At 68.1% G+C, this 23,747-nt stretch carries 22 protein-coding genes; 16 read left to right on the plus strand and 6 right to left on the minus strand.

Annotated features, from left to right (window positions below; genetic code table 11):
- Window positions 1-143 precede the first annotated feature (143 nt).
- Together MRBLWH10_RS05830 and MRBLWH10_RS05835 are read left to right on the plus strand one after the other, a co-directional pair.
- The gene (locus MRBLWH10_RS05830) at window positions 144-1,493 is read left to right on the plus strand and encodes a GH1 family beta-glucosidase (protein WP_341941975.1); all 1,350 of its coding nucleotides are present in this window, start codon (window positions 144-146) and stop codon (window positions 1,491-1,493) included.
- Window positions 1,490-2,713, plus strand: a complete 1,224-nt coding sequence (locus MRBLWH10_RS05835) for an MFS transporter (RefSeq protein ID WP_223586308.1) — start codon at window positions 1,490-1,492, stop codon at window positions 2,711-2,713. Before MRBLWH10_RS05830 ends, MRBLWH10_RS05835 begins: the two co-directional genes overlap by 4 nt.
- On the opposite strand, the gene MRBLWH10_RS05840 is transcribed toward MRBLWH10_RS05835, so the two are convergent.
- The 5 genes from MRBLWH10_RS05840 to MRBLWH10_RS05860 all read right to left on the minus strand — a co-directional run bounded on the left by MRBLWH10_RS05840 (window position 2,704) and on the right by MRBLWH10_RS05860 (window position 9,209).
- Window positions 2,704-3,426, minus strand: a complete 723-nt coding sequence (locus tag MRBLWH10_RS05840; protein ID WP_341941976.1) for an alpha/beta hydrolase — start codon at window positions 3,424-3,426, stop codon at window positions 2,704-2,706. The genes MRBLWH10_RS05835 and MRBLWH10_RS05840 overlap by 10 nt on opposite strands.
- 89 nt (window positions 3,427-3,515) lie before the next feature.
- The gene (locus MRBLWH10_RS05845) at window positions 3,516-5,231 is read right to left on the minus strand and encodes an ABC transporter family substrate-binding protein (protein ID WP_105674536.1); all 1,716 of its coding nucleotides are present in this window, start codon (window positions 5,229-5,231) and stop codon (window positions 3,516-3,518) included.
- A gap of 129 nt (window positions 5,232-5,360) precedes the next feature.
- Window positions 5,361-7,289: an ABC transporter ATP-binding protein gene (locus MRBLWH10_RS05850; protein ID WP_223586310.1), complete on the minus strand. Its 1,929-nt coding sequence runs from the start codon at window positions 7,287-7,289 to the stop codon at window positions 5,361-5,363.
- Entirely contained in the window at window positions 7,286-8,224 is a 939-nt protein-coding gene (locus MRBLWH10_RS05855) for an ABC transporter permease (protein ID WP_341941977.1), read from the minus strand. Before MRBLWH10_RS05855 ends, MRBLWH10_RS05850 begins: the two co-directional genes overlap by 4 nt.
- A 1-nt stretch (window position 8,225) precedes the next feature.
- Window positions 8,226-9,209, minus strand: coding sequence for an ABC transporter permease (locus MRBLWH10_RS05860; RefSeq protein WP_223586312.1), 984 nt, complete (start codon window positions 9,207-9,209; stop codon window positions 8,226-8,228).
- A gap of 241 nt (window positions 9,210-9,450) precedes the next feature.
- Here MRBLWH10_RS05860 and lepA point away from each other — a divergent pair, with 241 nt between their 5' ends.
- From lepA to hemW, 3 genes are all read left to right on the plus strand, one after another.
- Entirely contained in the window at window positions 9,451-11,304 is a 1,854-nt protein-coding gene (lepA, locus tag MRBLWH10_RS05865) for a translation elongation factor 4 (protein WP_105672948.1), read from the plus strand.
- A gap of 66 nt (window positions 11,305-11,370) precedes the next feature.
- Window positions 11,371-12,024: a DUF1990 family protein gene (locus MRBLWH10_RS05870; RefSeq protein ID WP_105673095.1), complete on the plus strand. Its 654-nt coding sequence runs from the start codon at window positions 11,371-11,373 to the stop codon at window positions 12,022-12,024.
- A complete protein-coding gene (gene hemW / locus MRBLWH10_RS05875; RefSeq protein WP_341941978.1) occupies window positions 12,024-13,241 on the plus strand; it encodes a radical SAM family heme chaperone HemW in 1,218 nt (405 codons plus the stop codon). The genes MRBLWH10_RS05870 and hemW overlap by 1 nt, the downstream gene beginning before the upstream one ends.
- Here hemW and MRBLWH10_RS05880 read toward each other — a convergent pair.
- Complete coding sequence (locus MRBLWH10_RS05880; protein ID WP_341941979.1) at window positions 13,231-14,652, minus strand: carboxylesterase family protein; 1,422 nt, start codon at window positions 14,650-14,652, stop codon at window positions 13,231-13,233. The genes hemW and MRBLWH10_RS05880 overlap by 11 nt on opposite strands.
- A gap of 70 nt (window positions 14,653-14,722) precedes the next feature.
- Between MRBLWH10_RS05880 and hrcA the strand changes: the two genes are divergently transcribed.
- The 11 genes from hrcA (at window position 14,723) to MRBLWH10_RS05935 (ending at window position 23,746) form a co-directional block, all read left to right on the plus strand.
- Window positions 14,723-15,751 (plus strand): heat-inducible transcriptional repressor HrcA, encoded by a 1,029-nt coding sequence (hrcA, locus tag MRBLWH10_RS05885; RefSeq protein ID WP_105672951.1) that lies wholly within the window; start codon window positions 14,723-14,725, stop codon window positions 15,749-15,751.
- 38 nt (window positions 15,752-15,789) lie between these two features.
- Entirely contained in the window at window positions 15,790-16,905 is a 1,116-nt protein-coding gene (gene dnaJ, locus MRBLWH10_RS05890; protein WP_105672952.1) for a molecular chaperone DnaJ, read from the plus strand.
- Between the two features lie 3 nt (window positions 16,906-16,908).
- Window positions 16,909-17,637, plus strand: a complete 729-nt coding sequence (locus MRBLWH10_RS05895; protein WP_341941981.1) for a 16S rRNA (uracil(1498)-N(3))-methyltransferase — start codon at window positions 16,909-16,911, stop codon at window positions 17,635-17,637.
- A gap of 24 nt (window positions 17,638-17,661) precedes the next feature.
- Window positions 17,662-18,009, plus strand: a complete 348-nt coding sequence (locus tag MRBLWH10_RS05900) for an HIT domain-containing protein (RefSeq protein ID WP_341941982.1) — start codon at window positions 17,662-17,664, stop codon at window positions 18,007-18,009.
- A gap of 64 nt (window positions 18,010-18,073) precedes the next feature.
- The gene (locus MRBLWH10_RS05905) at window positions 18,074-19,099 is read left to right on the plus strand and encodes a PhoH family protein (protein WP_341942569.1); all 1,026 of its coding nucleotides are present in this window, start codon (window positions 18,074-18,076) and stop codon (window positions 19,097-19,099) included.
- Window positions 19,096-19,554 carry an rRNA maturation RNase YbeY gene (gene ybeY, locus MRBLWH10_RS05910; protein WP_105672956.1) on the plus strand — a complete coding sequence of 153 codons (459 nt, stop codon included), beginning with the start codon at window positions 19,096-19,098 and terminating at the stop codon, window positions 19,552-19,554. Before MRBLWH10_RS05905 ends, ybeY begins: the two co-directional genes overlap by 4 nt.
- Entirely contained in the window at window positions 19,551-20,834 is a 1,284-nt protein-coding gene (locus MRBLWH10_RS05915; protein WP_341941983.1) for a hemolysin family protein, read from the plus strand. Before ybeY ends, MRBLWH10_RS05915 begins: the two co-directional genes overlap by 4 nt.
- Window positions 20,827-21,723 (plus strand): GTPase Era, encoded by an 897-nt coding sequence (gene era / locus MRBLWH10_RS05920; protein ID WP_341941984.1) that lies wholly within the window; start codon window positions 20,827-20,829, stop codon window positions 21,721-21,723. The genes MRBLWH10_RS05915 and era overlap by 8 nt, the downstream gene beginning before the upstream one ends.
- A gap of 48 nt (window positions 21,724-21,771) precedes the next feature.
- Window positions 21,772-22,287, plus strand: coding sequence for a sigma-70 family RNA polymerase sigma factor (locus MRBLWH10_RS05925; RefSeq protein ID WP_341941985.1), 516 nt, complete (start codon window positions 21,772-21,774; stop codon window positions 22,285-22,287).
- Window positions 22,287-23,276, plus strand: coding sequence for a hypothetical protein (locus MRBLWH10_RS05930; protein ID WP_341941986.1), 990 nt, complete (start codon window positions 22,287-22,289; stop codon window positions 23,274-23,276). The genes MRBLWH10_RS05925 and MRBLWH10_RS05930 overlap by 1 nt, the downstream gene beginning before the upstream one ends.
- On the plus strand, window positions 23,273-23,746 hold the full coding sequence (locus tag MRBLWH10_RS05935) for a hypothetical protein (RefSeq protein ID WP_341941987.1): 474 nt from the start codon (window positions 23,273-23,275) through the stop codon (window positions 23,744-23,746). The genes MRBLWH10_RS05930 and MRBLWH10_RS05935 overlap by 4 nt, the downstream gene beginning before the upstream one ends.
- The last annotated feature ends 1 nt before the right edge of the window (window position 23,747 follow it).

Raw genomic sequence — 23,747 nt, forward strand, 5'->3', positions numbered from 1 at the left:
CCCACACGCAAGCCAAGAGTCGAGTCTACCAGCATCCGACACCATCTCCCTAAACGGGTGTCGAGTTGCGGAACTCAGTCGCGCACGGGGCGGTACTGGGTGCAGAATCATCACTATCCCGACACTGACGTCAAGGACCCTTCATGACACTCGCCCTCCCGCCGGGCCTCCGGTTCTCCGCAGCCACCTCCGCGTTCCAGATCGAAGGATCGCGAACAGCCGACGGCAGGGGGAGATCGATCTGGGATGACTTCCTGGAGCGTCCAGGGGCGATCATCGACGGCAGCACCGCTGAACCCGCGTGCGACAGCTACCGTCATCCTGAGCAGGACGTGGCTCTGGCCGCCGGCCTCGGGCTCGACCGTTACCGGTTCTCCATCCAGTGGGCGCGCATCCAGCCGGACGGCTCGGGGCCCGGGAACAGCGCGGCGCTCGACCACTACTCGCGATTCGTCGACCTCCTTCTCGATGCCGGGGTCACGCCGTTCCCGACGCTCTTCCACTGGGAGATGCCGAGCGCCGTCGAGGCTGACGGAGGCTGGTTGAACCGCGACACCGCATCGCGCTTCGCCGAGTACGCAGCACTCGTCGTCGATCGCCTCGGGGATCGGGTGAGGCACTGGTACACCCTCAACGAACCGGCCATGATGACGCTGCAGGGGTATGCCACCGGCGCTCTCGCCCCGGGGAAGCAGCTGCTGTTCGGGGCGCTCCCCACCGTCCACCACCAGCTTCTCGGGCATGCCGGAGCAGCCGCCGTGCTCCGCGCGAGCGGGGCCGCGAGCGTCGGACTCGTCAACAACCACACCTGGGTCCTGCCGCTGCGCGACTCGGAGGAGGACGCGGCGGCCGCGCTCACGTACGACCTCGTCCACAACCGGGTCTTCAGCGAGCCGCTGCTCGACGGCGTCTACCCCGATCTGGAGGCGCTCGGTCTGCCGAGCATGCCTGTGCAGGACGGCGACCTCGAGAGCATCCACGGCTCCATCGACTTCTACGGCATCAACTTCTACAACCCGACCACGGTGACGACAGTGGATGCCGACAGCCCGATCCCCTTCGACATCGTGCCGACACCCGGAGTGCCGGTGACCGGCTTCGGACCGGAGTGGCCGATCATGCCGAGCGCGCTCCGCGATCTCCTGATCGATCTCAAGAGACGGCATCCGCAGCTGCCGCCGGTCATCATCGGCGAGAACGGCGCGTCGTTCCCCGAGCCGGAGCGGGCGGGACGCGTCGACGACGATGACCGCATCTCGTACCTGAAGGGCCATCTGGGCGCGGTCGCCGAGGCGATCTCCGCCGGGGTCCCGGTCGAGGAGTACACCGTGTGGTCGCTGCTCGACAACTGGGAATGGGCCGACGGCTACACCCAGAGGTTCGGTCTCGTGCACGTCGACTTCGAGACGGGGGAGCGCACCCCCAAGGCGTCGTACGACTGGTATCGCGAGCTGATCGCGGCCGTCCGCCGCGGGACGGAGGAGGGACGGTGAGCTCTTCGACGAAGGTCGGCGCCCGATGGATGTCGCTGTTCACGCTCGCTTGGCTGGCGATCTGGACCGTGCAGCTCACCCCTGTCCAGCTGCTGCTCCCGTTGCAGTTGGACACCCCGGAAGACGACTGGATCAGGGGAGTCGTCTCGTCCGGGCTCGTGCTCGGCATCGGAGGCCTGGCGGGTATCGTCGCCGGCCCCGTGGCGGGCGCCCTCTCGGATCGTGCGGGTGCAGGTCGCCGTCGTCGCCGCCCGTGGGCGCTCGGCGGCGTCTGGCTCACGGTCCTCTGCCTGGTCCTCACCGGCTTCACCGAGGGGCCGTGGGCGGTCGGAGCGGCCTGGGTGGGTGTGTCCATCGGCGTCGCCGTATCGTCCGCGGCGTTCACCGCGCTGATCGCCGATCAGCTGCCGCCCACGCAGCGTGGCGCCGCATCGGCGGCGGTGGGCTCGAGCCAGGCCGTCGGCATCGTGCTCGGCGTCGGACTCGTCGTGCTGCTCGGGCTCGGCATCCTCTCCGGGTATCTGCTGCTCGCCGGCATCATCGCCGTCGTGGGGACCGCCGCGGCAGTGCTGCTTCCCGACCCGCCCGCGTCCGAGGCCCTTCTGCCGACGCGTGGCGAAGGGCGGCTGCTGGCGTCGCTGCGAGATCGGGATTTCGCCTGGATGCTGTCGGGGCGCCTGGTCGCCAACGTCGGCAACGCCCTCGGCACGGCCCTGTTCCTCTTCTTCCTGCTGCACGGGCTCGGCCAGCCGAACGCCGAGGCGCAGGACAACCTCCTGCTGCTGATCGTCGTCTACACCGTGTTCGTGGTGATCGCCTCCGTGCTCACGGGCGTGATCTCCGACCGCACCGGGAACCGCCGCACTCTCACCGTGGCCTCGACCCTCGTGCAGGCGTCGTCCGGAGTGCTCATCGCTCTCGTCCCGACTTTCGAGGCGACGATGGTCGCCGCCGCGCTCATGGGGCTCGGCTACGGAGCCTTCTCGACGGTCGGCCTGGCGTTCGCCGCCGACCTGCTGCCCGACGAGAAGGACCATGCGCGGGACCTGGGCATCGTGAACGTCACCGCCGCGCTCGGACAGCTCATCGGCCCCGTGCTCGGAGCCGGTCTCGTCGCGCTCGTCGGAGGCTTCTGGCTCGTGTTCGTGATGGCAGCTGTGCTGTCCGTGGTCGGGGGGATCCTCACCGCCTTCGCGCGGCAGCGTGTGCGTCAGGCCTGAGCCTCGATCGTCGCGATCGCGAGCTGCAGCGCCGCGTTGAACACCCGTGGGCGCATCGCGGTGACCAGGTGGGTCGTCCGCGGGACCACGATGAGCTCGGCGTGCGGGGCGAGCCGCTGGAACAGCCCCTCGTTGACCCGCAGCTGGTCGTACTGGCCGTTGATGAACCACAACGGGACGCGAATCCTCTCGACGGCGGAGGCGATGTCCAGCGTCGTGAGACTGCGCAGGGCGGCGTCCTGAGTGTCGAGAGCGTACCCGCCCGCGGCGAAGTCCGACCGGGTCTCCAGGGGGATCGTCGCGTCGAGGATCTTCTCGGTGAGCCACAGGCCCCGGTCGGGGAGCGAGTTCACCGCTCCGGCGATGAGACGGTAGGCCGCCAGACCCGCGCCGTGGGGGAGCGAGGTGCAGGAGGCCGCGATGAGACCCGTGACCGGCGGTGTCTGCGCGCCTCCCGTGTACGCGAGCGACAGCAGGCCGCCCATCGAATGCCCGACGAGCAGTACAGGTCCCTTCTCCGCCGCCGCCCGCACGGCGGCGTCGATCGTGTGCAGCGCCTCGTGCAGGGTGAAGTCCTCGTGCAGACGCGTGCCGTGTCCAGGGAGGTCGACGGCGGTGGCGGTCATGCCGCGCTCGTCGAGATAGGCGAGCTGAGACCGCCACATCGTCGCAGAAGTGCGGATGCCGTGCACGAAGACGATCTGGACGCTCACGGACTTCAGCTTAGATAGGCCCTCCGACAACGCGAAAGCGGGGCCGGTGGATGTCCACCGGCCCCGCTCCCTTCTCTCAGATCAGAGAGTTACTTCTGCCATCCGAAGTCCTCGATCGGCGTGACGCCGAAGAGGTCCAGGCCGACGTACGGCCAAGGCGTGAGGTTCGCCAGGCCGTTCTTGACCACGTAGATCGACGGGCCGTTGTAGAGCGGGATGACGCCCCACGTCTCGTCGATGATCTTCGGCTCGAGCTTCTCCGCCGCGGCGGTCCAGCTCTTCGCGTCCTTCTGCGACTCGACGTCGTCGGCGATCTGCTTGTCGATGTCCGCGTTGCCGGTGCCCGACAGGTTCAGCTCGCTCTCCGAGCAGTAGAGCTGGCACATCCAGGCCGGTCCGAACGGGTCGGAGTCGCTGAAGCGCAGGCCGGCGATGTCCCAGTTCTTGGTCGGGAGGTCCTTGGCGAAGTCGGCCGAGGCACGCACATCGACCTTGACGTCGATGCCGATCTCCTTCTCCTGCGCCTGCAGCGACTTGGCGAGAGCCTCCTGCGTCGGGTCGGAGCCGAACACCGGGTAGACCACGCTCAGCTTGACGCCATCCTTCTCGCGGATGCCGTCAGAGCCTTCCTTCCAGCCGGCGTCGTCGAGGAGCTTCTTGGCTGCCTTGACGTCGTGCTTCAGGCCGGCCTCGGCGAACGCGTCGACGTAGCCTTCCTGGAACGCGTACATGTTCAGCGAACCGGCGGCGGGCTCTTCGTAGCCGAGGCCGTTCCAGGCGATCTGCTTCTGCTGGTCGATGTTGATGCCCAGGAAGAACGCCTTGCGGACGTTGACGTCCTCGAACTGCGGCTTGTCGCCGTCGAGCATCAGGATCGTCTTCGCGGTCTGCTGGGCGCGGCGCACGACCGTGTCCTTGACCGACTTGACCTGCTCGAGGCGGTCCTTGGAGTTCGCGCCGACCATGTCGATCTCGCCGTTCTTGAAGGCGTTGATCGCGGCGTCGGGCTCGAGCTGCTGGAAGGTCACCTTGTCGAGCAGAGGAGCGTTGCCCCACCACTCGGGGTTCGGCTTGAACGAGATGAAGCCCTTGTTGGCGTCGAACTCGTCGACGATGTACGGGCCTGCACCCCACTCGGAGTGCGGGTTGCCGATGTACGCGTTGTTGAACGTGTCGACGTCGGCGTGCTTCGGGTTCAGGACGCCGCCGGTGAGGAACACCATGGACGGCCAGGCGTAGATGCCGTCGAACGTGACCACCGCGGTCTTCGCGGTGTCGCCCTGCTCGACCGACTTGACCTGCTTGTAGCCGTCGGTCGCGTTGGGGCTGTAGCCCTCGTCGGACGAGCGGTTCGCCTTCCAGGTCGCGTCGATGGCAGTCCAGTCCATGTCGGTGCCGTCGTTGAAGTGCGCCTTGTCGGTGAACGTGAAGGTGACGGTCGTGTTGCCGTCCTTCTCGCCGATCTCGTACTTGTCGAGGTAGGCGTCGTTCTTGTAGACCTCGCCCTCCGGCTTCACCAGCAGGATCTGCGGCATGTAGAAGTACCAGAGCGTCGAGGTGTCGGCGACTCCGTCGCCGTGGAAGGCGTTGAGCTGCTCGGGGATGCCGTTGATGCCGAGGTGGACTTCGCCGCCCTCCTTCATGTCGGCCCGAGCCTGGGGGTTGTAGTCGGCGGACTTGGTTTCGACCGGCTTCTCCGAACCGTTCCCGCCACCGGTGTTTCCGGATCCGCTCGCGCAACCCGCGAGGGCGAGTGCGAGGACGCCGCTGATCGCGACAGCCCCCAACAACTTCTTGTGCTTCATGGTGCTCCTTTCGCCTTTCGGCGTTTCATAAAGGGAAGAATAGTTCGCTGTTGATCACCGCACAGCGGCGGACAGTGAATACCGGCTAACCGTTATCGGACGGTGACCAGACCTCGCAGCGGCATCCGCTCAGACCGTCGCAGGCTTCGTCGACATGGTCTCAGGGTCGAACACGACGCGCTGACGCGTGCGCTCGATGTCCGGATCCGGCACCGGGATCGCCGACAGGAGAGCCTTGGTGTAGGGATGCTGCGGGTTGTCGAAGACGTCGTCGACGTCGCCGTGCTCCACGAACTCGCCGAGGTACATCACGGCGACGCGATCGGCGATGTGCCGCACGACGGACAGGTCGTGTGCGACGAACAGGTACGACAGACCCAGCTTGACCTTGAGCTCGTCCAACAGGTTGATGACGCCGGCCTGGATCGATACGTCCAGCGCCGACACCGGCTCGTCGAGCACGACGATCTTCGGGTTCGTCGACAGGGCTCTCGCGATGCCGATGCGCTGGCGCTGCCCGCCGGAGAACGCCTGCGGGAACCGGTCGCTGTGCGCGGGATTGAGGCCGACCAGGTCCATCAGCTCGTCCACGCGTCGGTGGACTTCGGCCTTGGGCGTGCCGATCGCGCGCATCGGCTCGGCGATGATGTCGGCGACGGTCATGCGCGGGTCGAGTGCGCCCATCGGGTCCTGGAACACGATCTGGATGTCGCGGCGGAGCTCGCGCTCGATCTTTCTGCTGTGCAGCTCGTTCACGCTGGTGCCCGCGATGACGATGTCACCGTCTTCCTGCTTGACCATGTCCATGATCTGCAGCAGCGTGGTGGTTTTGCCCGAGCCGGACTCGCCGACGATCGCCATCGTCTCGCCCTCGCGGACGTCGAAGCTGATGCCCTTGATCGCCTGGACCTCGCCCACCTTGCGCTTGAGGAACGCGCCCTTGAGGAGCGGGAAGGTCTTGGTGAGGTTCTTGACCTCGAGCGTCACGGGGCGCTCCTCGCGCGGTGTGCGGGTCAGGTCGCTCTCGGGGATCACCCTGGCGGGGAAGACGGGGAGGCCGCCGAGCAGACCGCCGTCCTCGATCTCCTGCGAGCGGATGCACGCGGCCAGATGACGCTCGCCCGTGCCGGTCGACACCGGCAGCAGTTCCGGTTCGCCCGTGCGGCAGGCGTCCATCGCGATCGGGCAGCGGTCGGCGAACGGGCACGCATCGGGGAGGTTGATCAGCAGCGGCGGGTTCCCCTTGATCGGGGTCAGCGGCTCCTTCTCGGCCTTGTCGACGCGGGGGATCGCCCCCAGGAGTCCGATCGAGTACGGCATCCGCGTGCGGTGGAAGAGCTCTCGGGCGGGTGCGTGCTCCACGGGCTTGCCGGCGTACATCACCATGACGTCGTCGGCGGTGCGCGCCACCACGCCCATGTCGTGGGTGATCATCATCACCGCGGCGCCGGTCTCGTCCTGCGCCTTCTCGATCAGATCGAGGATCTGCGCCTGGATCGTCACGTCGAGAGCGGTCGTCGGCTCGTCGCAGATGATGAGCTTGGGGTTGTTGGCCATCGCGATCGCGATCACGACGCGCTGGCGCATGCCACCGGAGAACTCGTGCGGGAACGACTTCATGCGCCGCTCCGGGAACGTGATACCCACGAGCGTCAGCAGCTCCACCGCGCGATCCCATGCGTCCTTCTTGGAGAGGCTGCGGTGCACCGTGAGCGCCTCGATCAGCTGGTCGCCGACCGTGAAGACGGGGGTGAGGGATGTCAGCGGGTCCTGGAAGACCATGGACATGCCGTTGCCGCGGATCACGGACAGCTGCTTGTCCGACTTGCCGATCAGCTCCTGCCCGTCGTAGACGATGGAACCGGTGACCTTCGCGTTCTCGTCGAGGAGGCCCATGATCGCGAGAGACGTGACGGACTTGCCCGAGCCGGACTCGCCGACGATCCCGAGGGTCTTGCCGGCCTCCAGATCGAAGGAGACGCCGCGCACGGCGTCGACGCGGCCGGCCTCAGAGGCGAAGCTGACCCGGAGGTCGCGGACGGAAAGGACGGTGCTCATGCGCGGCCTCCCGCTGCAGACGTGGGATCGAGGGCATCACGCAGGCCGTCGGCGACGAGCGCCATCGACACGGTGAGAAGGGTGAGGGCCGCGGCGGGGAAGTAGAACAGCCAGGGCGCGGTCGTGAGGCTGCTGGAGCCGGTGCCGATGAGCGCGCCCAGCGAGACATCGGGGATCTTGACGCCGAAGCCGAGGAAGGACAGACCCGTCTCGGTGACGACGGCGTTGACCACACCGAGGGTGAAGTTGATCACCAGGAGGGATCCGATGTTCGGCAGCAGGTGGCGGAGGACGATCCTCATGCCGCCGACGCCCATGTAGCGGGCGGCGCTGACGTACTCGCGTTCACGCAGGGAGAGCGCCATGGTCCAGATCACCCGGGCGGGGAAGTACCAGCCGATCACGAAGATCATGATGAGCGCGATGACCCGCCAGTCGCCTCCCGACTTGTTGGAGATCATCGCGAGGATGAGGAAGCTGGGGATGACCATCATGAAGTGGATGACCAGCAGCGCGATGCGCTCGGTCCAGCCGCCGAAGTAGGCGGCCGCGGTGCCGACGAGCGCCGAGACGATCGTGACGCCGACCGAGACGCTGACGGCGATCATGAGCGAGCGCTGCAGACCGAGCGCCACCTGGGCGAACAGGTCGTTGCCGGCGTTGTTCGTGCCGAACCAATGCTCGGCCGACGGTCCGGTGCTGAGGTTGAGGAAGTCGAGCTCGACCGCGTCGTAACGGGCGATGAGCGGCCCGAAGATCGCGAACAGCACCAGCAGGGCGAAGATCACCAGGCCGGCGAGAGCTCCCCTGTTTCGGGCGTAGCGGCGCCAGTAGAGAGTCCATTTGGACAGTCGCTTGGTCGCGACACGCGTGGTCTCAGGTCCCGCGATGCCGGAGGGCGGCTGGACCGTGGGGTCGATCATGTCGGTGGTCATGTCAGCTCACTCTCACTCGTGGGTCGAGCACCACGACGGCGATGTCGGCGAGGATGGCGCCGATCGCCGTGAGGACGGCGCCGAAGGCCGCGATGGCGACCGTGCCGTGGATGTCGTTCGTTCCGATGGTCTTGATGAAGTACTGACCCATGCCGTTCCAGGCGAAGATCGTCTCGGTGAGCACCGCACCGGTGAACACGCCGGGGATCGTGAAGGCCACCTGGGTCGCGACGGGGATCAGCGAGGTGCGCAGCGCGTGCTTGCGGATGGCCTGCTGCTTGGTGAGGCCCTTGGCGCGCGCCGTGCGCACGTAGTCTGCGTTGATGTTGTCCAGCAGCAGTGAGCGCTGGAGGAAGTGGATGCCGGCGTAGCCGGTGAGGACCAGGGCGATCGTCGGCAGCGTCAGATGCTGCAGCACGTCGACGAGGACGGGGAAGAACCCTTCGACGTCCTGGCTCGACGAGCCGGTGACGTAGAAAATGCGCACGCCTGTCGCCTCGTTCAGCGCGATCGCGAGGATGACGACGGCGAAGGCGGCGACGACGATCGGGATGTTCATCGTGATGATGCTCGTGGCCTGGCCGATGCGGTCGGCGAGCTTGTACTGGCGGGATGCCGTGTACACGCCGAGCGCGATGCCGAGGACGGTGAAGAGGATCGTGGCTCCCAGGACGAGCTCGGCGCTGACCCACATGCGGTAGCCGACCTGCTCGTTCACCGAGCCGCCGGTCGGGCTCACGCCCCAGTCCCACCGCAGCAGGATCCCCGTGAGCCAGTTCCACCACCGTTCGATGAGAGGGACGGTGTCGCTGAGGTTGCGCGGCTTGAGGAGGTGGACGATCTGCTCCTCCGTCACCGGAGGGCGGCGACCGACGTAGTTGCTGCGCGGGTCGAGGAAACCCCACGCGAGGAAGTACGTGAGATTGGTCGCGACCACGATCATGAGCAGCCAGCCGAGTGCTCGGCGCACGAGATACTTGATCAAGGGTGTGATTCTTTCTCTTCTACAGACGCGCGCGGGATCTGCCGACGCAACGCTGAGCCGGGTAGTCATTCAACCACCAACTGCTGGACTGCGCGACACGACACCTGCACGCTGTCTGTGACGGAGTCTTGTCGCTCATGGGATCCGGTGTCACCGATTGCTCCCGGGCAACTTCGCGAGACTACCACCAGTTATGAGGGAATCTCGGATCGGCCCGCGCTCACCCTAGACTTGAGGAGACATGTCACCACGCGCTCTCACTCCTCTTCAGCCTGCCGCGACTCCGGCCACGCAGATCCGCAACTTCTGCATCATCGCCCACATCGACCACGGCAAGTCGACCCTCGCCGACCGGATGCTCCAGATCACCGGAGTGGTCTCCGACCGCGACATGCGGGCCCAGTATCTGGACCGCATGGACATCGAGCGCGAGCGCGGCATCACGATCAAGAGCCAGGCGGTGCGGATGCCCTGGCAGATCGGCGAAGAGACCTTCGCGCTGAACATGATCGACACCCCCGGTCACGTGGACTTCACGTACGAGGTGTCCCGTTCTCTCGCCGCGTGCGAAGGGGCGATCCTCCTCGTCGACGCGGCTCAGGGCATCGAGGCCCAGACGCTCGCGAACCTGTACCTCGCGCTGGAGAACGACCTCCACATCATCCCGGTCCTGAACAAGATCGACCTCCCGGCCGCCGACCCGGAGAAGTACGCCAAGGAGCTCGCCTCCCTCATCGGCGGGAAGCCGGAGGACGTGCTGCGCGTGTCGGGCAAGACCGGCGTCGGCGTCGAGGAGCTCCTGGACCGGCTCGTGCAGGAGATCCCCGCGCCGAAGGGCGACCCCGAGGCTCCGGCGCGCGCCATGATCTTCGATTCCGTGTACGACGCGTACCGCGGCGTCGTGACCTACGTGCGCATGATCGACGGCAGCCTGTCTCCGCGCGAACGCATCCAGATGATGTCGACCGGTGCGAACCACGAACTCATCGAGATCGGCGTCTCCAGCCCCGAGCCCATTCCGAGCAAGGGTCTCGGGATCGGCGAGGTCGGGTACCTGATCACCGGCGTGAAGGACGTGCGCCAGTCGAAGGTCGGCGACACGGTCACGACCAGCCGGAAGCCGGCATCCGAGGCGCTGGCCGGGTACACCGATCCGAAGCCGATGGTCTTCTCCGGCCTGTACCCGATCGACGGCAGCGACTACGCGGAGCTGCGCGAGGCGCTCGACAAGCTGAAGCTGTCCGACGCCTCTCTCGTCTACGAGCCGGAGACCTCCGTCGCTCTCGGCTTCGGCTTCCGCTGCGGATTCCTCGGGCTCCTGCACCTCGAGATCATCACCGAGCGGCTTGCGCGCGAGTTCGGCCTCGATCTCATCACCACGGCCCCGAGCGTCATCTACGAGGTGCTCACCTCCGACACCGGCGAGACCGTCACCGTGACGAACCCGAGCGAATACCCCGACGGGCGCATCGGCTCCGTCTCCGAGCCGATGGTCAAGGCCGCGATCCTGCTCCCGAAGGACTACGTGGGCACGGTCATGGAACTGTGCCAGTCGCGGCGAGGCTCGCTGCTGGGAATGGAGTACTTCTCCGAGGAGCGCGTCGAGCTGCGCTACAACATGCCGCTCGGTGAGATCGTCTTCGACTTCTTCGATCAGCTGAAGTCCAAGACCCAGGGGTACGCCTCGCTGGACTACGAGCCCTCCGGCCAGCAGGAGGCCGATCTGGTCAAGGTCGACATCCTGCTGCAGGGCGAGAAGGTCGACGCCTTCAGCTCGATCGTGCACCGCGACAAGGCATACGCCTACGGCACCATGATGGCCGAGCGACTGCGCAAGCTCATCCCGCGGCAGCAGTTCGAGGTGCCGATCCAAGCCGCGATCGGCGCTCGCATCATCGCACGTGAGACGATCCGCGCGATCCGCAAGGACGTGCTCGCCAAGTGCTACGGCGGTGACATCACCCGAAAGCGCAAGCTCCTCGAGAAGCAGAAGGAGGGCAAGAAGCGCATGAAGATGGTGGGTCGCGTCGAGGTCCCCCAGGAGGCGTTCATCGCCGCGCTCTCCGGCGACGTCGAGGGCAAGGACAAGAAGTAGTCCGGTTCTGGGTGCCCGCGGCGCGTGGGGGTGATCGCTCAGGCAAGCCGAAGTAGGGTGGAGATCATGCGGCGCGGGACTTTCCGAGACGACACGGTTGACTATGCGGCCGTGGGTGCCACCCACGCCCCGGATCTGATGCAGTACCCGCCGGAGCGCAGCATCCCGGCGGAGCAGTCCTGGCGGATCGGCAGCGGCTCCGAGCGGTTCCAGACCGCAGGGGAGTCCCTGCTGTCGTGGACGGCGCAGCGAGCCGCAGGGCTCGGCATCCAAGACGTGCGCCCGGCCCCCGGTCCCGCGTACGCCGGAGTGAGCTTCGACGCCGAGGGCAACCCCATCGCGCCGAGCAAGCACGACATCGAACAGCGCTTCGACGCGGAGGGCACGCCCTTCGTCGGCCCGGGAATGACCCTGAAGCTGCACGGCCATGTGGCAGGCATGAGCGCCGATGCCGAACTGCGGGTGATCTCCGTGACGGAGGAGAAGCGCCGCATCGGCTTCGTGCTCGGCACGGTCGGAGGGTCGGTCGTGAGCGGCGAGGAGTCGTTCGACATCGACTGGCGCGAGGACAACGACGAGGTGTGGTTCACCGTCCGCGCCTTCGACGCGCCGAACGCGATGCTGTACCGGATGGTTCCCGCGCTCGTGAAGCGGCGCAGGAAAGAGCTGTTCGCCCGGTACCTGCGGGCGATCTCCCCGCTCTACGCGACCCCCGTCTGATGGCGGGTCCTCTTCCCCTCGGCGATCCGGCCCCGGCGGACGGCGGGCTCCCCGCCGATCTCTCCGTCGATCCCTCCGTGCCGTTCTCGGCGTACCTGCACATCCCGTTCTGCCGTGTGCGGTGCGGGTACTGCGACTTCAACACCTACACCTCGGGCGAGCTGCGCGGCGCGAAGCAGGAGGACTACGCCGACACCCTCGCCGCGGAGATCTCCCTCGCCCGTCGTGTGCTGTCGGACGCCGGAGCGCTCCGGCCGATGGACACGGTGTTCTTCGGAGGCGGCACGCCCACGCTGCTGCCCGCGGGCGACCTCGCGCGGATGCTGGATGCGGCGGTGTCGGCCTTCGGGCTCGCCGATGGCGCGGAGGTGACGGTCGAGGCGAACCCCGACACGGTGACCCCCGAGGTCGCCAGGACTCTCGCCGATGCCGGGGTCACCAGGCTCTCCATCGGCATGCAGTCCGCCGTGCCGCACGTGCTCGCTGCGCTGGATCGCACGCACCGGCCGGAGAACGTCCGCACCGCCGTCGAGGCGGCGAAGGGCGCCGGTCTCGCGGTCAGTGTCGACCTCATCTACGGTGCGCCGGGGGAGTCCCTGGCCGATTGGGAAGCCTCTCTCGACGCCGCGCTCGACCTCGAGTCGGACCACATCTCCGCGTACGCGCTGATCATCGAGGACGGCACGAAGCTGGCCAGGCAGATCCGCCGCGGCGAGGTGCCGTCACCCGATGACGATCTCCAGGCAGACATGTACGAGCTCGCCGACTCGCGGCTCGCCGCCGCCGGTTTCGAGTGGTACGAGGTCAGCAACTGGGCGCGCTCCGCGGATCAGCGTTCGCGTCACAACCTCGCGTATTGGCGGGGGAGCGACTGGTGGGGCTTCGGCCCCGGGGCGCACAGTCACGTCGCGGGTCTGCGCTGGTGGAACGTGAAGCATCCGGCCGCATACGCGCAGCGGCTCGCGGCATCCGAGTCCCCGGCTGCCGGAACCGAGCGCCCGGATGAGGCGTCGCGGATGCTGGAGCGGGTGCTGCTGCTGAGTCGTCTCGCCGAGGGCATCGCCGTGGCGGACCTCCCCGCAGGGAACGGAGCCCGCGTCGCCGGCCTGATCGCCGACGGTCTGGTGGATCCGGCCTCCGCCGTTCGCGGCCGCGTTCGTCTGACGCTCCGCGGCCGGCTGCTGGCCGATGCGGTCGTGCGGGAGCTCACCGACTAGGGAGCAGATCCATGCCGATCGTGCGTCGCTGGGGAACCGTGGTGGTCACGGCATCGAACAGGCGCGTCCTGCGCTCGGAGCCGAAAGCGGGCCATCCGGGGTCGCCAGTGGTGACGAAGGAGACCCACGCGCGGTGCATGTCGGCGGCGAGCTCGCGCGGAGCGTCGGTCCCCGCCATGCGCTGCGTCTCGGGGTCGTCGAGCCGGTCGAACACGAACCCGAGCTCGAGCGCATGCGCGGCCCGGAGGTCGCGCACGGGGCTGGGCCAGGCGAACTCGTAGACGTGGGTGTTCGCGGGGCGTGCTCTCGCGACACGACTGAGCGGAGCGCGGAGCATGACGTCGGTCGCGAGCTGTCCGAAGATCTCCCCGGTCGACGCCGAAGGGAAGTCGGCGCGGTACGCGGCCACCGCACGGCCGGGGATGCGCAGCGCGAGACGCGCGATCAGCAGCTTCGCCCTGCTGATGCCGGCGAGCGCCTCCGGGGGGAACCACAGCCGGTACTCGTCGGTGTTGCTGCCGATGAGCAGCGGGGTGTCGATCTCGCCGAGCACCTCGTGGGGAGACCGGGGGAGGCTGTCGGGGTCGATCGAGAACTGGAATCCCGGCGCGCCCGCGAGGGGAGAGGAGCCTGCCGACTGCTCGCGGCGGGCCTGCAGGAGCTGATCGGGGTCGACGCCGGCGAAGGACTCCCGATCGGCGCGGATGCCGAGCCGCTTCGCCAGCTGCGCGGTGACGCGCCCGGCCTTCTCCGGTGTCTGCGCCTCCAGAGGACCGGACTCGATGATCGCCTGAGCGATCAGCGCACGCGACTTCGGACGGGCCAGGAGACCGGCGACGATCGCGCCGCCCGCCGACTCGCCCATCACCGTGATGCGCGCGGGATCGCCGCCGAACGCCGCGATCTCGCGGTGGACCCAGTCGAGGGCGGCCGCGGCGTCGCGCAGGCCGAGGTTGCGCGGTGCGTCCTCGAGCACGGAGAAGCCCTCCGAGCCCAGGCGGTAGTTGATCGAGGCGAAGACGATGCCGGCGCGTGCGAATCCCGTGCCGTCGTAGATCGAGAGCGCGGCGGTGCCGCGTTCGAGGGCGCCGCCGTGGATCCACAGCAGCACGGGCGCGTCCGAGGCGTCGACCGGGGACCAGACGTTGACGGTGAGGATGTCTTCGCCGTCGATGCGCACCGAACCCAGCAGCTCGCCGGTCGCGCCGGAGTAGGGGAGCTGGGGAGACGTGGGGCCGAAGGACGTGGCGTCGCGCTCGCCCGTCCAGGCGGGAGCGGGCTGCGGCTCGCGGAACCGGTTGTCCCCGAACGGCGGCGCGGCATACGGGATGCCGAGGAAGCGACGGACGCCGTCCTCGACGGTTCCTCGGAGGACCCCGGTGCTGACGGAAGCGGTGGACGGCGTGGTCATGAGCGCCATCCTAGGGCGCACGCGATAGGATTGGCACTCTATCGGTCCGAGTGCCAGGCGGGAGGGTGAGATGGTCACAGAGCGAGGCCTGCAGGTGCTGCGCGCGATCGTGCAGGACTACGTCGAGACGCACGAACCCGTCGGCAGCCGCACGATCGTCGACCGGTACTCCTTCGGCGTCTCCGCGGCGACCATCCGCAACGACATGGCGCTGCTCGAGGACGAGGAGCTGATCGCCGCTCCGCACACCTCCTCGGGGCGCGTGCCGACCGACAAGGGGTATCGCGTCTTCGTGAACCACCTGGCTCAGCTGCGGCCGCTCACCGTGGCTCAGCGCAGCGCGATCGAGTCCTTCCTCGCCGACCCCGCCGATCTCGACGACCTGATGGCGCGCACCGTCCGTGTGCTCACGCAGCTCACGGGGCAGGTCGCCCTGGCGCAGTACCCGTCGTTCGCCCGGGCGCATCTGACCCACCTGGAGCTCGTCGCGCTCGCGCCGAGCCGGATGCTCGTCGTGCTCGTCACCGACGCCGGCGGCGTCTCACAGCGCATGACCCCGCTCCCGATCGAGCTCGACGAGGCCGATGTGGCGGTGCTGCGGGCGCGGCTGTCCGCGCTGATCACGGGCCGTGCGGTGAGCGACGCCGCTGAGCGCCTGCAGACCCTGCTCGCCGATGACACGACGACGGATGCCGCGCTGCGCGCCCTCGCGACCGTCATCATCGACGAGCTGGGCGAGTTCCGCCAGGAGCGCCTCGTCATGGCGGGGGCCGCGACTCTGGCCCGGCGCGAACAGGACTTCCGCGGCAGCATCCATCCTCTCCTCGAGGCGATCGAGGAGCAGGTGACGCTGCTGCGGCTGATGAGCGAGATGGAGACCGACGTGCACGGGCTCGCCGCGAGCATCGGCACGGAGAACGCTCCGTTCGGTCTCGGCGAGGCGTCGATCGTCGCCAGCAACTACGCCGCACCGAGCGGCACCGCGCGCGTCGGCGTCATGGGCCCGACCCGCATGGACTATCCGAGCAACCTCGCGGCGGCGCGGGCCGTGGCCCGCTACCTGTCGCGGATGCTCGACGAAGACGAGGCGAGCCGCTGAGGCGGCCGCCGAACGAACACACACGGAGAAGGGCCATCGTGGCGGATCACTATGAGGTTCTCGGGGTATCCCGAGAGGCGTCCACCGACGAGATCAAGAAGGCGTACCGACGCCTCGCGCGTCAGCTGCACCCGGATGTGAACCCGGGCGAGGAGGCGGCGGAGCGCTTCAAGCTCGTCACGCACGCGTACGACGTGCTCAGCGACGACGAGTCGCGACGCCGGTACGACATGGGCGGCGGAGACGGCGCCGCAGGAAACTTCGGCGGGTTCGGAGGCTTCGGCGACATCTTCGAGACCTTCTTCGGCGCCGCGCAGGGCGGCGGGCGCGGCGCGCGTCCGCGGTCACGGCGCGAGCGCGGCCAGGACGCGCTCGTGCGTGTGACCCTCGAGCTCGGCGACGTGGTGTTCGGCGCGCACCGCGACATCGAGGTCGACACGGCGGTGCTGTGCGAGACGTGTCAGGGATCCTGCTGCCAGGAGGGCACGTCGCCCGTCACCTGCGACATCTGCGGCGGCTCCGGCCACGTGCAGCGTCAGGTCCGCAGCCTTCTCGGCAACGTCATCACCTCGCAGCCGTGCGGCACCTGCGAGGGCTACGGCACGACGATCCCGTACCCGTGCGGAACCTGCGCTGGTCAGGGGCGCGTGCGGTCGCGTCGTACGGTGTCCCTCGACATCCCCGCCGGTGTGGAGACCGGGCTGCGACTGCAGCTGCCGGGCTCCGGCGAGGTGGGCAAGGCCGGTGGCCCCAACGGCGATCTGTACGTCGAGGTCACGGTGAGCCCGCACGCGGCGTTCAGCCGTGACGGCGACGACCTCCTCGCCACGCTCGAGGTATCGATGACCGACGCGATCCTCGGAACGGACACGAAGATCCAGGGGCTCGACGGCGAGGTCGACCTGGAGATCCGCTCCGGCATCCAGTCGGGTGACGTCCTGACGATCAAGGGCCGTGGCATCACCCCGCTGCGGGGATCCCAGCGTGGTGACCTCAGGGTCGGCGTGCAGGTGGTCACGCCCACCAAGCTCGACTCCGCGCAGCGCGCGCTCATCGAGGACTTCGCGAAGAAGGCGAAGTCGCCGGGACCGCAGCTCGCGCAGTTCCAGCAGGGGCTGTTCTCCAAGCTCCGCGACCGCTTCCGCTCGCACTGAGCCATGGCGCTGCACTTTCTGGTCGAGACGTCGACCGATGCCGCGGTCGGCGACCTCGTGTCGCTCACCGGTGCAGAGGCGAAGCACGCGGCGGTCGTCCGCAGACTGCGTGTGGGCGAATCCGTGACGATCGGCGACGGTGCAGGCGTCTGGCTCACCGGTGTCGCCGAGGAGGTCTCTCCGACCCGGGTGGACGTGCGCGTGTCCGACCGTGCGGTCCACGACGCGCCGACGCCCCGCATCGTCCTCGTTCAGGCGCTGGCCAAGGGCGATCGCGATGAGCTCGCCGTCCAGGCGGCCTGCGAGCTCGGCGTCGACGAGATCGTCCCGTGGCAGGCGAGCCGCAGCGTCTCGCGCTGGGACGGGCCCAAGGCCGTCAAGGGGCGCGAGCGCTGGGCGACGATCGTGCGCGAGGCCGCGAAGCAGGCGCATCGGCCCTGGATCCCCGAGGTCTCGGAGCCTCTCACGACGGGACAGCTCGCGCAGCGCGCGGGGGACGCGCGGATGCTCCTGCTCGACCCGACGGCGACCATCAGGCTCTCCGAGCGGGAACCGGACGGTCGCGACCTGATCCTCGTCGTCGGCCCCGAGGGCGGGATCGCTCCCGAGGAGCTGGACCGCCTCACCGCAGCGGGCGCCGAGCGCGTGCTGCTCGGCGACACGGTGCTGCGCACCTCGACGGCCGGTCCGGCCGCGATCGCGGTGCTGTCGGTGGCGCTCGGCCGCTGGTGAGCGTCCCCTCAGTAGACTGAGAGCATGAGCGAGCCCTCGATCTTCACCCGCATCCTCACCGGCGACATCCCCGGGGAGATCCTGCTGGAGACCGATCGGGTCTTCGCGATCCGCGACATCAACCCGCAGGCGCCGCTGCACGCCCTCGTCATCCCGAAGACCGAGGAGTACCGCGACGTCACGGAGCTCGCCGCAGGCGACCCCGCGCTCCTCGCAGACATCGTCGCCGCGGCGAAGCGGCTCGCGGAGGAGCATGCGAACGGCGAGTACCGCCTGATCTTCAACAACGGCGCGAACGCCGGCCAGTCCGTCTTCCACGTGCACGCCCATGTGCTCGGCAACATCGAGGAGAGCAAGCTCGTTGGCTTCTGACGATTTCGATTCCGCTCCCGACCGCGGCAGCGCCGTCGAGAAGATCTACGCAGACGGCGTCGCCATGGTGCAGCTGCTGGGGCCGCAGGACCGGCTGCTGCGGATGCTGGAGAAGGAGCATCCGCAGGTGCAGGTGCTCGTCCGCGGCAACGAGATCACGCTGTCGGGAGATGCCGATGCCGTCGCCGACGCCACGCGTCTCGTCGACGAGCTGCTCACGATGACCAGACGCGGCCACGACCTCGCTCCGAGCGACGTCTCGAGCTCCGCCAGGATGCTGCGTCAGGACGGGGGTCCGCGTCCGAGCGAGGTGCTCGGCGAGGCGATCCTCTCCACCCGCGGCAAGGTGATCCGTCCGAAGACGCTCGGCCAGAAGGAGTACGTCGACGCGATCGACGAGAGCACGATCGTGTTCGGCATCGGTCCGGCCGGTACCGGCAAGACCTACCTCGCGATGGCGAAGGCCGTCCAGGCGCTGCAGCGCAAGGAGGTCACCCGCATCATCCTCACGCGTCCTGCCGTCGAGGCGGGGGAGCGGCTGGGGTTCCTGCCCGGCACGCTCAACGACAAGATCGATCCGTATCTGCGACCGCTGTACGACGCGCTCAACGAGATGATGGACCCGGAGATCGTCCCGCGTCTGATGGCGACGGGCACGATCGAGGTCGCTCCGCTCGCCTACATGCGCGGTCGCACCCTCAACGACTCGTTCGTGGTGCTCGACGAGGCGCAGAACACCACCCCGGAGCAGATGAAGATGTTCCTCACCCGGCTGGGGTTCGGCACGAAGATGGTCGTCACCGGCGACATCACCCAGATCGACCTCCCGCAGGGCGCCTCGGGGCTGCGGACCGTGACGCGCGTGCTGAGCGACATCGACGACATCCACTTCGCCCGCCTCACCAGCGATGACGTGGTGCGCCACTCGCTCGTCGGGCGCATCGTCGACGCATACAGCGAGTATGACGAGAAGCGCACGGCGCAGCGGTTCGAGCGCGAGCAGGCGGCGGAGTTCGCCAATCGCGCCGATCGACGCGGCGCCCAGCGACCAGGACCACGCGACCGGATGCCGAAACGAGGACTCTCATGATCGAGATCAACAACGAGTCGGCGATCGACGTCGACGAGACCGTGCTGCAACGGCTGACGGACTTCAACCTCGCGCAGCTGCATGTCAGCGCCGACGCCGAGGTGGCCATCGTCCTCGTGGACGAGGGCGCCATGGAGGCGCTGCACGTCCAGTGGATGGACGAGCCCGGCCCGACCGACGTGCTCAGCTTCCCGATGGACGAGCTGCGCCCGGGCACGGAGGACCGCCCGACGGCCCCCGGACTCCTCGGCGACATCGTGCTGTGCCCGCAGGTCGCGGAGACGCAGGCGCAGGCGGCCGGCCACACGCTGATGGACGAGCTCATCCTGCTGACCACGCACGGGCTGCTGCACCTGCTGGGTTTCGACCACGCCGAGCCCGATGACGAGCGCGAGATGTTCGGTCTTCAGAAGGAGCTCATCCAGGGCTTCGCGGCCTCTGAACGCCGACGATGACCGCGGCCTTCCTCCTCGCGGGGGCGGTGCTGCTCGTCGCGTTCGGCGGTCTCATGGCCGCTATCGATGCGGCGTTCGCGGTGACCTCGCGCGCCGACCTCGAGGAGATGGGCGCCGAGGGACGCAACGCGGGGCAGCTGTCCCGCATCGCCGCCGACCCCGATGCGCACGTCAACGCGGTGGCGTTCATCCGCGTGCTCGCGGAGACGACGGCCGCCGTCCTCGTGACGGTCGCCTTCTCCAGCCTCTTCGACAACATCTGGTGGGCGATGCTCGCCGCCGCCGTGCTGATGACAGGCATCACGTTCGTGCTGGTTGGCGCGAGTCCGCGTACGTTCGGCAGGCATCACGCCGACACGATGCTCCGTGCGTGCGCTCCCGTAGTGCGCGGAGTGCGGATCATCCTCGGACCGCTCGCGCAGGGCCTCGTCGTGCTCGGCAACCGCGTCACCCCCGGTGCGGGACGCAGCACCTTCAGCTCGGAGGAGCAGCTGCTGAGCATGGTGGACGAGGCGGCGTCGAACGACCTCATCGAGGCGGACGACCGCGATCTCATCCACTCCGTGTTCGACTTCACCGACCAGTTCGTGCGCGCGGTCATGGTGCCGCGCACCGAGATGGTGACGGTGGATGCGACGGCGACCACGAGCGAAGCCATGGCGCTGTTCCTGCACCGCGGCGTCTCGCGCATGCCCGTCGTCGACGACGAGGCGGACGACGTCGTCGGCGTGCTCTATCTCAAGGACCTCGTGCAGTTCGCGTTCCGTGACGAGAACGCCTGGCGGACGGCTCCCATCCGGCCCATCTCCCGGCCGGCGACCTTCGTCCCCGAGTCCATGCGCGCGGAGACGCTGCTGCAGCAGATGAAGCGCGACGCGGTGCACGTGTGCCTGGTGATCGACGAGCACGGCGGAATCTCGGGGCTGGTGACGCTGGAGGATCTCATCGAGGAGCTCGTCGGCGAGATCTCGGACGAGTACGATCAGGTGTCGGCCGAAGTCGTCGATCTCGGCGAAGGCAGGTACCGCGTGAGCGCCCGGCTCTCGTTGGAGGACGTCGGCGATCTCTTCGGACTCGAACTCGAGGATGAAGACGTCGACTCGATCGGCGGACTGCTCGGCAAGGCTCTCGGACAGGTTCCCCAGCCGGGGGCCACGGCGACGGTCGACGGCGTCGTGCTCACCGGTGGGGCCTCTCGCGGGCGAGGGCGCGGCATCGCGACGGTGTTCGTCGAACGGGCGCAGGACGCGGCCCATGAAGGAGACACGGAAGATGACTGAGAAGACCAGAAGCGGCTTCGTGACCTTCGTCGGGCGCCCCAACGTGGGCAAGTCCACGCTGACCAACGCCCTGGTGGGCGAGAAGATCGCGATCATCAGCGACAAGCCCCAGACGACGCGTCGCGCGATCCGCGGCATCGTGAACCGTCCTGACGGCCAGCTCGTGATCGTGGACACCCCCGGTATCCACAAGCCGCGCACGCTCCTCGGCGAACGGCTGAACGATCTCGTCGAGCAGGTTCTCGGCGATGTCGACGTGATCGGGTTCTGCGTGCCCGCGACGGAGAAGGTCGGACCCGGCGACCGCCGCATCGCCGCGTCCCTCGACGGGTACCCGCGCGCGAAGAAGATCGCGATCGTGACCAAGACGGATGCCGCAGGGCGAGACGAGATCACCGAGCGCCTGATCGAGGTCGATGCGCTGCGTGAGGACTGGGCGGCCGTGATCCCGCTGTCGGCGCTCACCCGGGATCAGCTCGAGGTCCTCTCCGACGAGATCATCCAGCTGCTGCCGAAGGGCCCTGCGCTGTATCCCGAGGGGATCACCACCGATGAGTCCGAGGAGGACCGGATCGCGGAGATCATCCGCGAAGCCGCTCTCGACGGTGTCAGGGACGAGCTCCCGCACTCGATCGCGGTGGTCGTCGACGACATCGCGCCGCGCGAGGACGGCAGTCTGACAGATGTGCACGCGTCGATCGTCGTGGAGCGCGACAGTCAGAAGGCCATCATCATCGGGCACAAGGGGTCGCGTCTTCGGGACGTCGGCGCCCGCGCCCGCGGCGGTATCGAGGAGCTCCTCGGGGCCCGCGTGTTCCTCGGTCTGCACGTCAAGGTCGCGAAGGAATGGCAGCGCGACCCCAAGCAGCTCGGCAGACTCGGCTTCTGAGATGCGCCCGCGTCGACCTCGGGCGGACGACCCGCCTCCCTCGCCGGCATGAGCGCCGGCAGCGAAGACCCGAACTCGCTGCGCAATGAGGTCTTCTCCCGCGTTTTCGACGAGAACTGGGCGGCCGTCAGACATCACATCGAGTGCGTGATCGACGACGACGCCGAGGTCACGGAGCTCGTCTCGGTCGTGTTCTTCAACGCCTGGACGAGGCTGAAGCCGAATCGACCACTCGGCCGCGTGTGGCTGCTCCGCGAGGCGGACCGCTCACTGCGGCACCGTCTGGGGCGCACCGCCGACCGCCCGGCTGTCACCGAAGCCGTGCACGCGGGGGTGGCGGGCGAGTCCGAATCGGAGTGCCCGGCGAGCCACGCCGAGATCCTGAGAGCGCTCTCTGGCCTCAGCGTGCGGGAGAGGCGTATCATCATGTTCACGTACTGGGACGGACTCGCGGTGGGGGATATCGCCGAGTCGATGGGTGTTTCTCGTGCCTGTGCGGAACGGACGAAGCGTCGCGCGCACCGGAAACTGCGTCGCGGCTTGGGCCTGGAGGGGACGGACTGATGCCACAGCTGACCGATGAGGAGCTGGATCGGCTGCTCTACGCAGCCGGTGATCGCGCGCGCACTCCGATCGACGCCAAGCCCGACGCCGAGGCTCTCGCGATGCTCGACCGCATCATGGCGACCGACCCGCACCCCCATCGCACCCGCAACCGTGTCGTCGGCTGGGGCTCCAGTCTCGTCGCAGCGGCTGCAGCCGTCTCGATCGGCGTCAGCGTCGTCGGATCCGGGGGAGCGGCTGTCGCAGGGACGCCCTCTCCGTTGACCTTCGAGGGCTCTGCCACCGTGACGGAGACGATTCAGGAGGCGCAGGCGGCGCTGGCCGCAGGCACAGGCCCTGCGGAACCCGTGCGCTACGTGCGAACGGCTGACTGGTCGCTGGATATCAACGCCGAATCACGCGACGTGAAGGTCGTGCCGCAGTTGATCACCCTGCAGTGGGAGGTCGATCTCTCCGGGCACCTGACGTACGTCGAGGGCACGACCTACGATCCGACGGATGCGTCTGCCAATTCCGCGTCGAGAGTGACGAGCACGGGCAGAGTGACGAACGAACTCGTGATCGAGCCCGGACAGTTCGCGACGCCCCTCCCAGACCCGCCGGGTCCGGCCAGGGACGATCTCTTCTCCGCGCTCGTGTCATTCGGGATGCCGGAGAAGCCTTCCGCGCACGACGTGGTGACGGCGACGAACTCCCTCCTCCAGCAATGGACACTGACGAACGAACAGGAGTCGGCGGTTCTCCGCATTCTCGGCGACGCCGACGGGGCGGTGGCGCTGGGAACCTCGATCGACAGAGCAGGTCGGCCTGTGGCCGGGCTACGGGTGGTGTCGGATGACGGCACGTCCAGCGATGTCGTGCTCCTCTCTCAGGAGACCGGCCGTATCGTCGGCCTCGAGCACACGATGGTGACGGGGAACGAGCTGTTCCCAGCGGGGTCGGTCAAGGGATACACGTTGTATGACATCGATGAGGTGATTCCCGGATGAAGGCGCTGAACTACACGATCGCCGGGATCGCCGGGATGATCTTCGCACTGGCCGCTGCTCTTCCGGCTGTCGCCGCCGAGTCGGATGCCGTAGATCCTCGGGTGGCGCAGATGCTCGCGGAAGTCCCGGGCGGTGTCGTGGTCGATCCAGAAACCGCCGTGTGGCCCGAGCTCGGCATGGAGTTCACCGTGGCCACCGCGACCGACGCATTCGCACGATCCGCAGTGGGGTCGTGCGCATCGGGGACCATCTGCGCGTATGACCGCCCGAACATGGGGGGCACCAAGCTCACCTTCACGGGGTGCGGAGTCCTCGCGGTGCCCGGTTCTTTCGGAACCCAGTCGATGGCCGACGCACGCGCCAGCGGATACGCGCAAGCGCGCAACGGGTCCACGGTGCTCGCGACCGCGACGGCGGGCAGCTGGACGAACGTGAGCGGCACGACCACCAACATCCGCTGCCTCTTGTGAA

The sequence above is a fragment of the Microbacterium sp. LWH10-1.2 genome (assembly GCF_038397765.1).
GTDB classification, from domain to species: domain Bacteria; phylum Actinomycetota; class Actinomycetes; order Actinomycetales; family Microbacteriaceae; genus Microbacterium; species Microbacterium natoriense.